The organism is Paenibacillus sp. NPDC056933 (genome assembly GCF_042674385.1).
Classification (GTDB): Bacteria; Bacillota; Bacilli; order Paenibacillales; family Paenibacillaceae; genus Paenibacillus.
Genome location: NZ_JBHUQN010000001.1, coordinates 949783 through 962292, shown reverse-complemented (window position 1 = coordinate 962292; position 12510 = coordinate 949783). Strand labels below are relative to the sequence as shown.

The 12510-nt window shown below is 44.9% G+C and carries 15 protein-coding genes; 1 reads left to right on the top strand and 14 read right to left on the bottom strand.

Translation table 11 applies throughout. The annotated features are described in order from the left end of the window. Window positions 1-11 precede the first annotated feature (11 nt). The 11 genes from ACFTRD_RS04450 to ACFTRD_RS04400 form a co-directional block, all read right to left on the bottom strand. Entirely contained in the window at window positions 12-530 is a 519-nt protein-coding gene (locus tag ACFTRD_RS04450) for a ClbS/DfsB family four-helix bundle protein (RefSeq protein WP_379377920.1), read from the bottom strand. 166 nt (window positions 531-696) lie between these two features. Further along, a complete protein-coding gene (locus ACFTRD_RS04445; RefSeq protein ID WP_379377919.1) occupies window positions 697-2622 on the bottom strand; it encodes an FtsX-like permease family protein in 1926 nt (641 codons plus the stop codon). Next, a complete protein-coding gene (locus tag ACFTRD_RS04440; protein WP_379377918.1) occupies window positions 2619-3374 on the bottom strand; it encodes an ABC transporter ATP-binding protein in 756 nt (251 codons plus the stop codon). The genes ACFTRD_RS04445 and ACFTRD_RS04440 overlap by 4 nt, the downstream gene beginning before the upstream one ends. Window positions 3375-3474: 100 nt before the next feature. Next, window positions 3475-4479, bottom strand: coding sequence for a sensor histidine kinase (locus ACFTRD_RS04435; protein WP_379377917.1), 1005 nt, complete (start codon window positions 4477-4479; stop codon window positions 3475-3477). Continuing rightward, window positions 4476-5165, bottom strand: coding sequence for a response regulator transcription factor (locus ACFTRD_RS04430; protein ID WP_379377916.1), 690 nt, complete (start codon window positions 5163-5165; stop codon window positions 4476-4478). Before ACFTRD_RS04430 ends, ACFTRD_RS04435 begins: the two co-directional genes overlap by 4 nt. Before the next feature lie 302 nt (window positions 5166-5467). Next, window positions 5468-6208, bottom strand: a complete 741-nt coding sequence (locus tag ACFTRD_RS04425) for an SDR family NAD(P)-dependent oxidoreductase (protein WP_379377915.1) — start codon at window positions 6206-6208, stop codon at window positions 5468-5470. Between the two features lie 68 nt (window positions 6209-6276). Then, complete coding sequence (locus tag ACFTRD_RS04420; RefSeq protein ID WP_379377914.1) at window positions 6277-6996, bottom strand: class I SAM-dependent methyltransferase; 720 nt, start codon at window positions 6994-6996, stop codon at window positions 6277-6279. 265 nt (window positions 6997-7261) lie between these two features. Further along, window positions 7262-7768 carry a GNAT family N-acetyltransferase gene (locus ACFTRD_RS04415; protein ID WP_379377913.1) on the bottom strand — a complete coding sequence of 169 codons (507 nt, stop codon included), beginning with the start codon at window positions 7766-7768 and terminating at the stop codon, window positions 7262-7264. 36 nt (window positions 7769-7804) lie between these two features. Beyond that, window positions 7805-8329, bottom strand: a complete 525-nt coding sequence (locus ACFTRD_RS04410; protein WP_379377912.1) for a YfiT family bacillithiol transferase — start codon at window positions 8327-8329, stop codon at window positions 7805-7807. Between the two features lie 3 nt (window positions 8330-8332). Beyond that, entirely contained in the window at window positions 8333-8917 is a 585-nt protein-coding gene (locus tag ACFTRD_RS04405; RefSeq protein ID WP_379381179.1) for a GNAT family N-acetyltransferase, read from the bottom strand. A gap of 117 nt (window positions 8918-9034) precedes the next feature. Beyond that, window positions 9035-9706 carry a class I SAM-dependent methyltransferase gene (locus tag ACFTRD_RS04400; RefSeq protein ID WP_379381177.1) on the bottom strand — a complete coding sequence of 224 codons (672 nt, stop codon included), beginning with the start codon at window positions 9704-9706 and terminating at the stop codon, window positions 9035-9037. A gap of 224 nt (window positions 9707-9930) precedes the next feature. Here ACFTRD_RS04400 and ACFTRD_RS04395 point away from each other — a divergent pair, with 224 nt between their 5' ends. Then, the gene (locus tag ACFTRD_RS04395) at window positions 9931-10704 is read left to right on the top strand and encodes a sporulation protein (RefSeq protein ID WP_379377911.1); all 774 of its coding nucleotides are present in this window, start codon (window positions 9931-9933) and stop codon (window positions 10702-10704) included. A 107-nt stretch (window positions 10705-10811) separates the two neighbouring features. Here ACFTRD_RS04395 and ACFTRD_RS04390 read toward each other — a convergent pair whose 3' ends face one another. Genes ACFTRD_RS04390 through ACFTRD_RS04380 form a run of 3 tightly spaced genes read right to left on the bottom strand, consistent with a single transcriptional unit; the run spans window position 10812 to window position 12246 of the window. Beyond that, a complete protein-coding gene (locus tag ACFTRD_RS04390) occupies window positions 10812-11102 on the bottom strand; it encodes a hypothetical protein (RefSeq protein ID WP_379377910.1) in 291 nt (96 codons plus the stop codon). A gap of 12 nt (window positions 11103-11114) precedes the next feature. After that, on the bottom strand, window positions 11115-11651 hold the full coding sequence (locus ACFTRD_RS04385) for an AAA family ATPase (RefSeq protein WP_379377909.1): 537 nt from the start codon (window positions 11649-11651) through the stop codon (window positions 11115-11117). Window positions 11652-11676: 25 nt separating this feature from the next. Further along, window positions 11677-12246, bottom strand: coding sequence for a DMP19 family protein (locus tag ACFTRD_RS04380; RefSeq protein WP_379377908.1), 570 nt, complete (start codon window positions 12244-12246; stop codon window positions 11677-11679). Window positions 12247-12510: the final 264 nt, after the last annotated feature.

Below are 12510 nucleotides of genomic sequence, written 5' to 3'. Positions count from 1 at the left end.
TAGGACCCACGTCACCCGGAATGGACCCTTTTCCATTTGCGAATCTTGGTACGAAACGACTTGAATGGAGCTACCGAATTGATCTGTATCCACTTTACCATCGCCCACCCAGGCTTAGTCCCCGTCCACTTTCTTATCCCCTGCACAAATAACTCTTCCTCGCTAAGCGAGTCGATCCAGTTTACCCATTGTTGCTCTGTTTCCCGAAACATGGACCGCAGTTGTACGAGGGAAAGATCAGCATATTTGTAATAAAAGGATGCATTCAAGGCCCCCAGTTGGTTCCATTGATATCCGGGTGCTGGCATCATTACGTCCTTTCCCGTCCTTTCGTCCTGATCCCAACCCATCACAAGATTCATCCATCCCATCTGATAGGCGATCATCTGTGCAGGTGTGCGATCCACACCCTCCACAAGTTTATCTTTGTCGCTCTCGCTGACTTCACTAAACTCGTCATCGAACAACAGATATACACGTTGAATGGTTTCGATCAGCTCTTGTTTGGATTCATATATCGGACCAGACATGTTCGCCCTCCTTGGCAACAACCCTATTTCTATCCTCTATCAACATTTCTCCCTCATTCCTCCATCCTCCTTTTTTTCACAAAAAAAGAAAGGACAGCCTGTATTCAATACAGCTGCCCCTATACGTTTTATTTTGTTATCTGGCTAGCCGACCAATCCCTTGGTCTTACAACGATTCCTTGATTACGCGTTTGTAATACCATACAGATAATAGACCGAAGATCGAATATAACAACGTATATACAATCATGACGATTACCGTAGGTGTGACCAGTTCTGTACCGAAAAAGAACCAGCCTGATTTCACAGCAAAATAACTATGGCTTAGTCCCACAACAAGTGGAATTCCGAAATTAAACAACTGTTTGAACTGAATCCCGCGTAACAGATTGCCTTGAGTAAAACCAAGTTTTCGCAGAATGGTATAGTTCGATTTCTCTTCTTCGCTCTCATTCATTTGTTTAAAATAGAGAATACAACCCGATGTAATCAGGAAGGTTAGACCCAGGAAACCAACAATGAACATGATTAGGCCCATAGTGGTGCGCTGGTTATTTCTGAATTCAATCTGGGAGAAACTCGGGGCCTCTAATTGCAATTCTGCAAAAATGGCATACGCATTCTCGTCCTGCCCTGGATCTGTAATTTGCACACCGTAATAATCGGTCGGTTCCCCCTCCTGAAGTTTCGGATCAAGATCCTGCGCGAGCTCCGCATAAACCGATTCATCCACAACCGCTACGGGTGTACCTTTGGTGTAATATACGGGAAGAACTCCCTGCTTGCTGGTTCCAATCAATTGCTGGTCAATCGTTTTTTTCAATCCGTGCAGAACAATGGGACCATCATCCCGAATGGAAAAGAATTGCTGAATCACATTGCCGTACCCCATGAAAATGACTTCGCCTGGTTTCAGATCAATGTTATCTACCATGCTGTCACTTACTACACTGCTGAACAACAGCTCCTCCATTGTGGAGTCATTCATCACCTTGTGTGCATCAATTTCAATATACAGAGGCTGTCTGTGCTTCTCCTCATATGGAATCTGTTTGTGATCCAATTCGGCTACAAAACGATCCTTCACATTCGCCTGAGCAAAAGAGAAATCCTCCGATAGGCTTTCTTTGGCTTGCGCCTCTGCCGAATAGTAGGAAATGTAACTGAGCGACAACATGCCTATGGCAAGTGCCGATACGGTAGTAATAATGGTCAGCAGCAAGGCATTCGACTTCATGCGAAACATAATGGAGGATAACGATAATACCTCGTTAATAGAGAGATAACCTTTTTTACTTCTGCGGATCAGATTAAAGAGAAAACTGACAGAACCTTTATAGAATAGATACGTCCCCAAAATAACCGAAAAGAGAATTAAAATCATTGTGTACATTAACTGCTGCATATCCAATTTCTCGACGCTGAACAGCCGTGCAGACAGTATGTAACCGAACACGATCAGAGCAATACCTAAGATGCCCATCAGAATCTGCCCTATAGATAACTTCTGTACCTGCTGCTCTGTTGTAGAAGACACCCGAAAGAGGGATAGGATACTCTGTGCCCGGATAAAGGTGTAATTCATCAGCATGATGAGCAGGTACAACGCCGCAAATACAATAAGCGTCTGTGCCAGCGCCATTGGTGAGAAGTACAGCTTCGTAATTGCATCAACGCCAATAATTTTGAACAAAATCATCAATATCAGCTTGGAACCGAGAAACCCAATCACAATACCAATCACCATAGAGCCGAAGTAGAGAATGCAATTCTCCGCACTCAAGATGCCAAAAATTCTTCCCTTCGTCAGTCCGATCAGCTGAAACAAACCAATCTCCTTACTACGTCGCTTGATAAAAATCGTATTGGCATAGAGCAGAAAAATGCCCACAATGACAATCAGTAACACGGAGGATGCGCCAATCGCAGCCGCTCCTTTCGTTGATTCAGCAACCTCATCCATGGAGGGATCATACTGTAACGTTACAAAGGAAAAATACAGTGCCACACTAAAGATCAGGGCAAAGACGTAAAGATAATAATTCTTCAGGTTTTTCCTCAGATTGCGAAAGATGATATAGTTCAGGCTCATGGCTGCACACCACCCAGCACCCCCTGAGTTTTGATAATGTCATTGAAGAAGGATTGCCGGGACTCGTCTCCTTTATTTAATTGGGTGTAGATCTGACCGTCCCGGATGAAAATCACCCTGCTGCAATAACTCGCAGCAAACGGATCATGCGTAACCATAATAATCGTAGCCTGATGCTTGCTGTTCATATCACTCAATTTGCCAAGCAGGTCCGAAGCCGATTTGGAATCCAGTGCACCTGTTGGCTCATCAGCGAAAATAATGCTTGGATCATGTACAAACGCACGCGCAGCTGAAGTCCGCTGCTTCTGTCCACCCGAAATCTCGGACGGATATTTGTCTTTCAGCTCATAAATGCCCAGTTCACGGGCGATTTGTTCAAACTTCAGGTGTGCTTCATGCTTCGGGATACTTGTAATCGAGAGCGGTAGCAATACATTTTCCTTCACCGTGAGCGTATCCAGCAGATTATATTCCTGAAAAATAAAACCCAAATGACATTTACGGAATTCAGCAAGCTGTTTCTCCTTCATGCCGGTGAACTCCTGACCCTCAATGTCAATGGTGCCCTGACTTACCCGATCGATTGAGGACAGAACGTTAAGCAGCGTCGTTTTCCCCGAACCCGAAGGTCCCATAATTCCAACAAATTCCCCTTTACTTACGCCGAGATCAATCCCCTTAAGAACTTCCTGTTTATTTAGTTTATTGCCGTATACTTTATGAATTTTTTTGGCTTCCAGTATCCACATATCCCACTCACTCCTCTTTGCTATATCTCTATCATAGGCCGGATACTCCGATTTATCGTGCGATTCACCGAACAAAACCAAAAAGCATGTGACAATGTTGTCACACGCCTGCGAGGTGGATCATGTCATTCTTTCGCGGGAAGATCAGTTTGACGATTGTGCCCTCTCCAAAAGCAGATTGTACCTTAATGTCTATATGAAGTGTTTGTGCCACCTGTCTGGTCAAATACAACCCCATTCCCGTTGCCGTTCCCTCCAGCCTGCCTTGCGTTGAAGTGAAGCCTTTATCAAAGATACGCGGTAAATCCTGAGCCTCAATGCCTCGTCCATAATCCTGAATCGTCAGTATAAGATGTCCATCCTGCTCCCTGCTTTCAATAACAATATCAGAGGAATGACTATATTTCACCGCATTGCTGAGCAACTGCCGTAGGATGAAGCCTAACCATTTGCTGTCCGTCAGCACCTTTTTCACATACAAAGACACATCGAAGCCAATACCTTTGGAGATGCACCAAGACTTCAAGGCTCTAATTTCGCCATTCAAAATCGGTTCAAGCTCCGTTTCTTCGACAAACAAATCATTATGCATAAATGGAATACGCTTCTGGTGAAGCTGCTGATCGAGCAGTTGGTGAATGCGCAGCCATTCATACGTCATCTGGCCCTGAAGTTTGTCATCCGGCATACGCTCAATCATCAGTTGCAGCGCGGTTAGGGGGGTCTTCACCTCATGAATCCAGGCCAACATCTCATCCTTCTCCTGTTTCAGCAAAGTGAAATGAGACGAAGACTCCTTCCGATAACGTTCAGTCTGAGTAGTCACCGCGTTGTGCACAATACGTTCATAAGGGCTTTGCGCGATATCCAAATCGCCCAAATCATACGTATGATCCCAGGTGGTTAATCTTTTGTAGAAACGGGACTCTCTTGGATATCTCGCCCAGATAAAAACGATGCATACCACCACATTCAGCACGACGATATAGGCTACAGAACGGAATGGAATGGACGTGTCGATATAGGCCACAAATAAAATGATGAGCTGCATGCTTATTAGCAACAATAACCAGCTGAGCTTTTCCCGTATGTATTTGCCAATCATGCTTCCGCCTCTTCTGTTGCCATATAGCCCTGCCCCACCTTGGTTTCGATATAGCCATCCAACCCTAGGGGCTCGAGCTTTTTGCGAAGTCGATTAACGTTAACCGTCAGCGTGTTGTCACTCACAAAATGTTCATGATCCCACAAGCTGCGTATGAGGTCTTCGCGGGTGACTATCTGATTTTTGTGCTCAACCAGCACTTTCAGAATGAACATCTCATTTTTGGTCAAAAGGACAGATTCATTGTCATGAGTAAGGGTATTTTTCACATACTCAATGGTCGCCCCGCGCCATGTCCGCAGCTCAATCCGCTCTGTATTGTAGTTGTATACCCTCCGAAGAGTCGCTTGGATTTTGGCAATCAGCACATCGAAATGGAAGGGTTTCTGGATAAAATCATCTGCGCCCAAGTGCATCGACATAACCATATCCGTAGGATGATCCCGTGAGGACAGAAAGATAATCGGCACATTGGAATGAGCGCGGATCATGCGGCACCAATGAAATCCGTCATACTGGGGAAGCTGGATATCAATAATAACCAGCTGTGGTTGAATGGCACTGTATTCCTGCATGACTTTGCCAAAACCCTGCACGCCATACACGTCATAGGACCACTGAGTTAACCGTTCTTTGATTTCACTGAATAACGACTCATCGTCTTCAATAAGCATAATTTTAAACATATACCTTCACCACGTTTCTGTTCTTCTTGGGCATTGCCCGAAGTATATTGTTTGACAATCTACGGGAGACCGTTCCAGATACGGATCGTTCTTCCGATCGCAGTTGTCCCCAAATTTCCTTTATTAAATTTATTAAATGTAGAAATTAGGTGACAAAGGCGAACGCTACCGCTTCTTCAGAATCGATTCCGTTTCTTTCACTCCTGCCGCTATTAATAGAACAATACAAATTTCGAGGCAACCTAAAACCCATAATCTCTTATCAATTTAGATGAATCTAAACGTATACAACCGTTAATCTGTTATCCCTCCATAGTATAGAGGACCTTGCTTGGATCACTGATTTCTTCCATCCGTTCAATCAGTTGCTTCGCGACATCTTGTGGTGATCTTAATTGACCAGCTTCATATACCTGACCGAATACCTCGGACAAGGCGAATTCCTCCGCACTTTTGCCTCTTGCCACAGCCTGCAGTTCCGTATCTACCATCCCCGGATCGAATGCAATCACTTCAACGGGATTGGGTTGCCCGGATTGCTCCATCGCTACACACTGGGTGAACATGTTCATCCCGGCTTTGGAGGTACAGTAAGATGCCATTGAAGGTGCCGGATAACTTCCTGAACCGGAAGACACATTGACTATTTTTCTTCGTGTGCTCAGGTGGTTGGTGTGTTGTATAAAAGATGATGTCATGATCATGGGTGCTGCCAAACTGATGTTCAGATTAAGACGGATCTCCTCGGCGTTGCAATGGTCTATTGGTTTCAACGGCTCCAGCATCGCTGCATTGTTAATGAGCCCGATGAACTCAACTTCCTGCAGCGGAATCTGCTCCAATATGCTTGAGACAAGGTCGTCGATGCTATGGATATCTGCAAGATCAAACTGAACATGCTGGTAACGCTCATAAGCTTCCTCCAAGTCAGACGTTCCGCGTGCAATACCATAGACATGATCTCCCTTTTCCAATAACAGCTCCGCGAGCTGTTTGCCGATTCCTTTGGATGTACCTGTAATAATAAAATACCTTTGTCCCATATTCTACCCGCCTTTCTCTCGCTCTGTGCAATATTGGTTAAACGTACCTGTGACCTTTAAATCTATAACTACACGTTGGGTTTTCTCCATAAGGTCACCCACAAAATGGGCAAGCCAAAACACATATCCTCCTGGCCCTTCGTCTTCATCGGGCGCAACTCTACGCATTCAAATGGATCTTCCAGCAAATAGCGAAGCTTTTCCTCCGTAAAAGCCAGACCGCCTTTCATCGACTTCTCACGGTATACCTCCCAATCGTCCATAACGCTCTCCGGTCCACCTTGGCCGCCAAATCCTGGAGCAAAGCAGGTCATCCCAAAATACCCTCCAGGTTTGAGTCCGTTGTGAATCATCTGTATGTAAGGAATACGCTGATGGGGCAGCAAATGGTGAAGACAACCCGAATCATAGACGAGATCGTACTCTTCCTGTGGCGTAAGTTCAAATGCGGATTTACATTCAAAATTCACTTCAAGCTGTTCTTCCGCTGCTCTTTCTTTCGCCCAAGCAATAGCTTGCTCCGAAAGATCATAAGCATCCACTTCATAGCCCTCGCGAGTTAGATACAGTGCATTTCTTCCCGGGCCACAACCTAGTTCCAGTGCCTTGCCGCCGCTCAGCAAACCTGTGTTCACATGCGCTACCAGATTTTCATCCGGTTTGTTTGGAAAAAAGGGGATTGGACGGTTCCGATCTTCATAGAACGGCTCCCAAAATTGCTTCGCTGATCTGAACTCGGCATCAAGCATGTCATACAGATCCTGCACGTTTTTAATTGTCTTCTCCATAGCCATTTTCCTCCTCGAATTCATACAAAGTAACCTGAACATTTCCTCTTATGTATCGATCTCTGTGCATATCCATTGCCGCTTCATTAAGGTTTATCGCTAAATTAACTACCTTCTTTATAACATTTACATCCAATATAACTCTATTTTTCTTGTACAATTCCGAGTCGACAATAGCCTGTATCCTATTGAAAAAATGACGTTCAGAAGAAAGAAAAATTCTCTATCTCCCGGACGTCGTTATTCATCATTAGTGAGGGTCCAATTAGCTTAACTTCTTCGTAAGATACAGTACAACATCGTCATCGATGATGGTTTCATCACCCCACACCAGATAACGATCATGCTTATGAACCCCCTGACCGTCCGGAATATATCCGCGATGGGCATACAGAATTTGAGCTTTGCCGTAATCGGAAAACACCCCGACACCAATCCCTGCTGTATCGGTTCGCTCCTGAATCACTTCCTCTGCCCGGTCCATCAACCGTGTGCCTATTCCCTGGCGCTGATACTTGATCAGCACATTGAAATCATTGATTTCCGGAATGCCCTTTTCTCTGAATGATGGGTAGTACGACTTCCACAATACATTCACGTATCCGGCAAAAACTCCATTGAGCTCCGCTACCAAAGTCACCCGTTCACCATTCTGCTGTTCTGCAAGATATTGAATGTACTGCTCTGCCGATTTCGCCCAACCCTGTTCCTGAAACGCCTGCGAAATTACAATCGGATCGCTCTCATCCAAAAGTCTGATATGTATATTCATCGATGTAATCTCCTTAATAAGTTATTTATTTCACGCCTAGATTTCCAACCTGCTTCTAAGCGAGGTAATTTGGGCAACGTGGTGTCTACCATGCCATGCATATACGCCCAAATTGTAGTCCAGTCTGGTCGTTTCTTTGGATGCGGGGTGATAAAAGGTTTTGGCATAATCTGCATCCGTTAATGTGTTTAGCAGCGCTACCCAACGGCGATGCAGCGCATCCAGAATTTGCAGGGAAAATAGGGCGTCCAGCTCCCGCGAATCACTCAGTTCAGCCCACCGTTCTTCGTAATACGGCCGGATCGTGGGGTTATCCTCCGTTAATGCCAGCTTGAAACGAACCATACTGTTCATGTGGCTATCTGCCATATGATGTATGACCTGTTTGAGCATCCAGCCACCTTCCCGGTAGGGCAGCCTCAATTGTTCTTCACTAAGTCCATGTAGCGCTTCGCGGGCGCGCTCCGGCAACTCGGCAATATCCTGAATCCACTGTTTCCGCTGTGCTAGTGTAACCTCGCCTGTATGTTCAAATGGTCCAATCGGGTATCTCAAATCCATCGATCATTCCTCCCCATTTAAATGGTTCAATGTAGCACGGTGAACTGCATATGGGTCATATTCCATCAACCAGCAGTCTCTCATCTTCCCTTCGTGCAGCTCGTGTTCTGGTAACAGTCTGACCTTCCTGAATCCACACTTCTCGTAACAGGATATGGCTCGTTCGTTCCACGATTGCGGGTCCATGATCACTTTCCTAGCTTGCTTTTGGTTAACCAGATAGTCCAGCATGTATTGTACTAGTTGTGTGCCAACACCTCGGTTCCAGTAACCAGCCTCTCCAATAAACTGATCTGTTCCATAGATGATTTCATCTGTGTCTCCATAACCATACTCATTTCGTTCTTCTTCCTCCAGTTCATAGAACTGGATATAGCCAATCGGTTTGCCTCCGTATTCAACGATACAACGATGTGTGGCATCGTCTTGTGTATAAAAGTGCTCCCTAATCATATTCAGATTGTGCGGCCGATCACGGCCTTCATAATATTGAAGCACGGCTGGGTCAGACAACCATTGAACAAGTTGCTGCTCATCTTGTTCATCCAATAGACGCACCGTAATTTCATTCCATTGATAGATTAGCATCACTCTGTATACTCCTTTATTATCTTGAGAGGTTTTCTTGTAACCCAGCTCAGGTCCTTGCCCATCCTCCAGATCTATACATTCGAAGGCAGACAATTGTAATTTTATAATCTTTCTTTAACGCCTTACGGCCTTCCAGATATATTTGTGCTCACGCACAGCAAGTCTCCCATCCATCTGATTTTCCTTCAGCTTCACTTGCAGCTGTTCATGGTACTCCGGCCGTGTGTAATCCGGGTTTCCGGGAATATCGGAAAGAAAGATGGCGAACTCTTTTTCATCCGGGAAAACCATTAAAGCCTCGTTGAATTCTTCAATCTCGATGTATTCATACTGATTTGTATGCAGCCTTTCCCGTACCTTGCTTACATCGGTATGAATACCAAAGATCACGCCACCCTTTCGCAGCAATCTCCCATGTTCAATAATGGACGTAGGTCCTCTGCGGTCATAGATCAGGTCGAACTGTTCGTCTTCGAACGGCATATCTGTTTTGGTTGTGGCGTAGACAAATTTCACATTTTCAACTTCCCTGGCTTCAAGCCCAGCCTGGGCGATACGCAGCAGTTCCTTCGAGTTGTCGAAACCCGTAATATGACCGGTATAGGCCGACATTTTTAATGTAAATTCACCATGACCACAACCCGCATCGAGCACGGATTTATACTGAGGCAGCATTTGCAACAAGCGCGCTTCAAATACATCTTCTGCAGAATTACCCTCCCAGGTAAATACAGACCTGCCCTTGTATCCGCCGTTACGTCGTCCAATCATGTCATACCATTCCATGCCCAATAGATATCCCTCCAGAAGAAAATCCCATATTAAACAACATTCGACACGGACAATCCGATTTCCCTGTTTCACTTGTTAACTTTTCTCTATGAAAAAAGTTTATTTATTCACAATGTATTGCTTGTTAAAAATTGAAACGCTTCTCTCACAGTCTCCGTATTAAGGTCGAAGTCGTATTTTTCTCTTGGATAAACCAATAGAATGTGGAGGATGAGCGAATGTCTTTTTTCAAGAAAATGTTAGCCAGTGTAGGTGTTGGAGCAGCCAAAGTAAATACAGAATTACATACACCAGAGGTTAGGCCTGGAGGGATCATTTCTGGGATCGTGTACATCGAGGGCGGAGAAGTGGAACAAAATGTAGATCGAATCTATCTTACGATCAAAACCCACTACATACGGGAGCACAATGATCGAAAAGTAAACGAAACTGCCGTTGTAGCCAAATATTTGCTCACAGAAGGTTTTATATTACAGCCTGGAGCCAAACTGGAGAAATCCTTCTCATTTGATCTGCCTGAAAATCTTCCGATTACACTGCATCGTGCAGAGGTGTGGGTTGAAACTGGCCTTGATATCTCAAGCGCCATGGACCCCTCCGATCGGGACAGACTCCATGTAGTTCCTACCAAAGACATGAACACTGTGCTTGATGCGATTGATCTCCTCGGTTTCAAGCTGCGTGAAGTGACCAATGACTATGCTCCAAAACTTGGTGGTAATCTTCCCTTTGTACAGGAATTTGAATTCGTGCCCACGAGCAAGTTCCGCGGTTATTTGGATGAGCTGGAAGTACTGTTCTACCCAATGGGAGATTCGCTCGAACTGTTGCTTCAGATTGACCGCCGTGCACGTGGACTTGGTGGTATTTTCTCGGAGGCGATGGGTACTGATGAGAGCTTTGTCCGTCTGCATCTCTACGAGAGACACCTTGCGCGGGGTGCGCATTCCGTTGCCCAAGGTCTGGAAGAAGTCATCTCCAAGCATCTATAATCTATTGAAAATAGACCAAAAAACAAAAAACAGTTCTCCTACCAACTTTCATTGGTGTAGAACTGTTTTTTTGTTTTTGTTTTCCTTTATTAATATACTAGCCCACCTCAGAAACGCTGTGTCCATCGCTGCATCCCCGAACGAAGACCATAATATGCAGCAGCAAGCAAGAAGAATCCGACAACAGCGATTAGAATGGATGTTGTATCCCAGCGGACAATAGGGCCAAAAGTGATCTTGGATTGCAACGTGGTGACGCCAGAATCATTTTTCATCATATCAGGCTTGTAATTAAGTGTAATTAACATGCCCTGAATGACATTCCAAGCCATAAAACCCAGGGTGAATAACAGGGTTACCAACAGGGATTCAACACCTAAACGTTTGTTGATACTCATCATTTTGCCTCCTCAGTTACGATTGGACATCACTTTGGAAATGATAAAATCCACCACATCATCTGTTGTTAGGTCGTCCGTTTGAATGTACTCTTCAAAGCGTGCTCCATGGAATGCTTCGGCGCACTTAACCGCTTGTTTAAATGTCCATCCACCAGGCTCATCCCCGCGCTTCAACAATCTCTCATGTAATGTTTCTATGGATGTCATCAGGGTGAAATGAAAAAGGTCAACGTCTAACTCTTTCAGACCCCGATGGATGTAATCGAACTGCTCTGACTTGTAGATGGTCATCGGAACAATCAGATGTTTGTCATACTTCTGCCTGATTTCACGGGCGACTTTCACGGTAAGGACTTTCCACAGCTCCATATCCTGAAAATCGTCCGTTTTCTCCACTTCCATCTTGACGTCATCCACAATCACGTTTCTTAACATGTAACCAATCTCTTCAGGATCGTAGATCATGCTGTTCGGAATTCGCGGCTGCAGCTTGGTTGCAGCAGAGGTTTTACCCGAGCCAAATGCTCCATTAATCATCACAATCATCGTAACACTCTCCTGCGTGTTAGATTCAATTAGAGAAGAGGTGCTCCATCTCCTGTTTCAGGCGATCTTTGTTCGTATCCACATATTGATAAAGGAGTTCAAACACTCCTTCATTATCCGATTGCATGCTCAAATGGCCTGCTTCCAACTCTACCTGTTGCAAGACCTCATGGATCTGTTGCCCATGGGTATTTAGAGTCGTTGTTACGTCCTGTTCAGAGAGTGCATTTACATTTTCTCTTAACTGCTCAGGCGTCACACCACTTTCGGATAACATATGCTGTATGTTCTTCAGAATCTCTGCATCTGCGTCATTACCTATGCGCTGCATCGCTTCCGTCGTTTCACCCAGAAACTGTCCGCTCGCATTTTCAAGAAAACCAGTCATGCCATTCATGGACAGCTCTGTGTCCAGATCTATGATCAGAATAGTATCTCGCAATACCTGCGGAAGTTCCGGTCCGCATTCCCGAATGGTCGCAAATTCGGTACGATAGATATCCATGGCAACACTCCCCACCACTTCTTCACCCGACATGCTTTCAAGCTGATCCAAGGGTAACAATTGCTTTAATTCTTCCTGTAATTTGTTCATCTCTCTCTGCCTCCTGTATTTCTCTCTCTAATTTCAAATTTCACACTGGATCACAGCTTGGTCAGAACAACCCTTCAATCTCTGTTATCATGTGAAGTCGTTATCAAACTAGTGACACGAAACGCCTTTACATCATATCAGAAGTTGTTATATAAGTTTATCCAATGTACGTTTGCACCAGATCACGCTGCTCGCACACTTTACACGAAATACGGATAAAGTTAACCTGCACTTGACCTCTGGAAAATGGTCCGCTGTTATGAT

What these genes read in the sequence shown, in the direction of transcription:
- ACFTRD_RS04450 (WP_379377920.1), bottom strand. Translation starts at nt 530, where the DNA reads ATGTCTGGTCCGATATATGAATCCAAACAAGAGCTGATCGAAACCATT.
- ACFTRD_RS04420 (WP_379377914.1), bottom strand. Translation starts at nt 6,996, where the DNA reads ATGGAGAAGACAATTAAAAACGTGCAGGATCTGTATGACATGCTTGAT.
- ACFTRD_RS04425 (WP_379377915.1), bottom strand. Translation starts at nt 6,208, where the DNA reads ATGGGACAAAGGTATTTTATTATTACAGGTACATCCAAAGGAATCGGC.
- ACFTRD_RS04380 (WP_379377908.1), bottom strand. Translation starts at nt 12,246, where the DNA reads ATGAACAAATTACAGGAAGAATTAAAGCAATTGTTACCCTTGGATCAG.
- ACFTRD_RS04405 (WP_379381179.1), bottom strand. Translation starts at nt 8,917, where the DNA reads ATGCTAATCTATCAATGGAATGAAATTACGGTGCGTCTATTGGATGAA.
- ACFTRD_RS04395 (WP_379377911.1), top strand. Translation starts at nt 9,931, where the DNA reads ATGTCTTTTTTCAAGAAAATGTTAGCCAGTGTAGGTGTTGGAGCAGCC.
- ACFTRD_RS04430 (WP_379377916.1), bottom strand. Translation starts at nt 5,165, where the DNA reads ATGTTTAAAATTATGCTTATTGAAGACGATGAGTCGTTATTCAGTGAA.
- ACFTRD_RS04400 (WP_379381177.1), bottom strand. Translation starts at nt 9,706, where the DNA reads ATGGAATGGTATGACATGATTGGACGACGTAACGGCGGATACAAGGGC.
- ACFTRD_RS04410 (WP_379377912.1), bottom strand. Translation starts at nt 8,329, where the DNA reads ATGGATTTGAGATACCCGATTGGACCATTTGAACATACAGGCGAGGTT.
- ACFTRD_RS04435 (WP_379377917.1), bottom strand. Translation starts at nt 4,479, where the DNA reads ATGATTGGCAAATACATACGGGAAAAGCTCAGCTGGTTATTGTTGCTA.
- ACFTRD_RS04440 (WP_379377918.1), bottom strand. Translation starts at nt 3,374, where the DNA reads ATGTGGATACTGGAAGCCAAAAAAATTCATAAAGTATACGGCAATAAA.
- ACFTRD_RS04390 (WP_379377910.1), bottom strand. Translation starts at nt 11,102, where the DNA reads ATGAGTATCAACAAACGTTTAGGTGTTGAATCCCTGTTGGTAACCCTG.
- ACFTRD_RS04415 (WP_379377913.1), bottom strand. Translation starts at nt 7,768, where the DNA reads ATGAATATACATATCAGACTTTTGGATGAGAGCGATCCGATTGTAATT.
- ACFTRD_RS04385 (WP_379377909.1), bottom strand. Translation starts at nt 11,651, where the DNA reads ATGATTGTGATGATTAATGGAGCATTTGGCTCGGGTAAAACCTCTGCT.
- ACFTRD_RS04445 (WP_379377919.1), bottom strand. Translation starts at nt 2,622, where the DNA reads ATGAGCCTGAACTATATCATCTTTCGCAATCTGAGGAAAAACCTGAAG.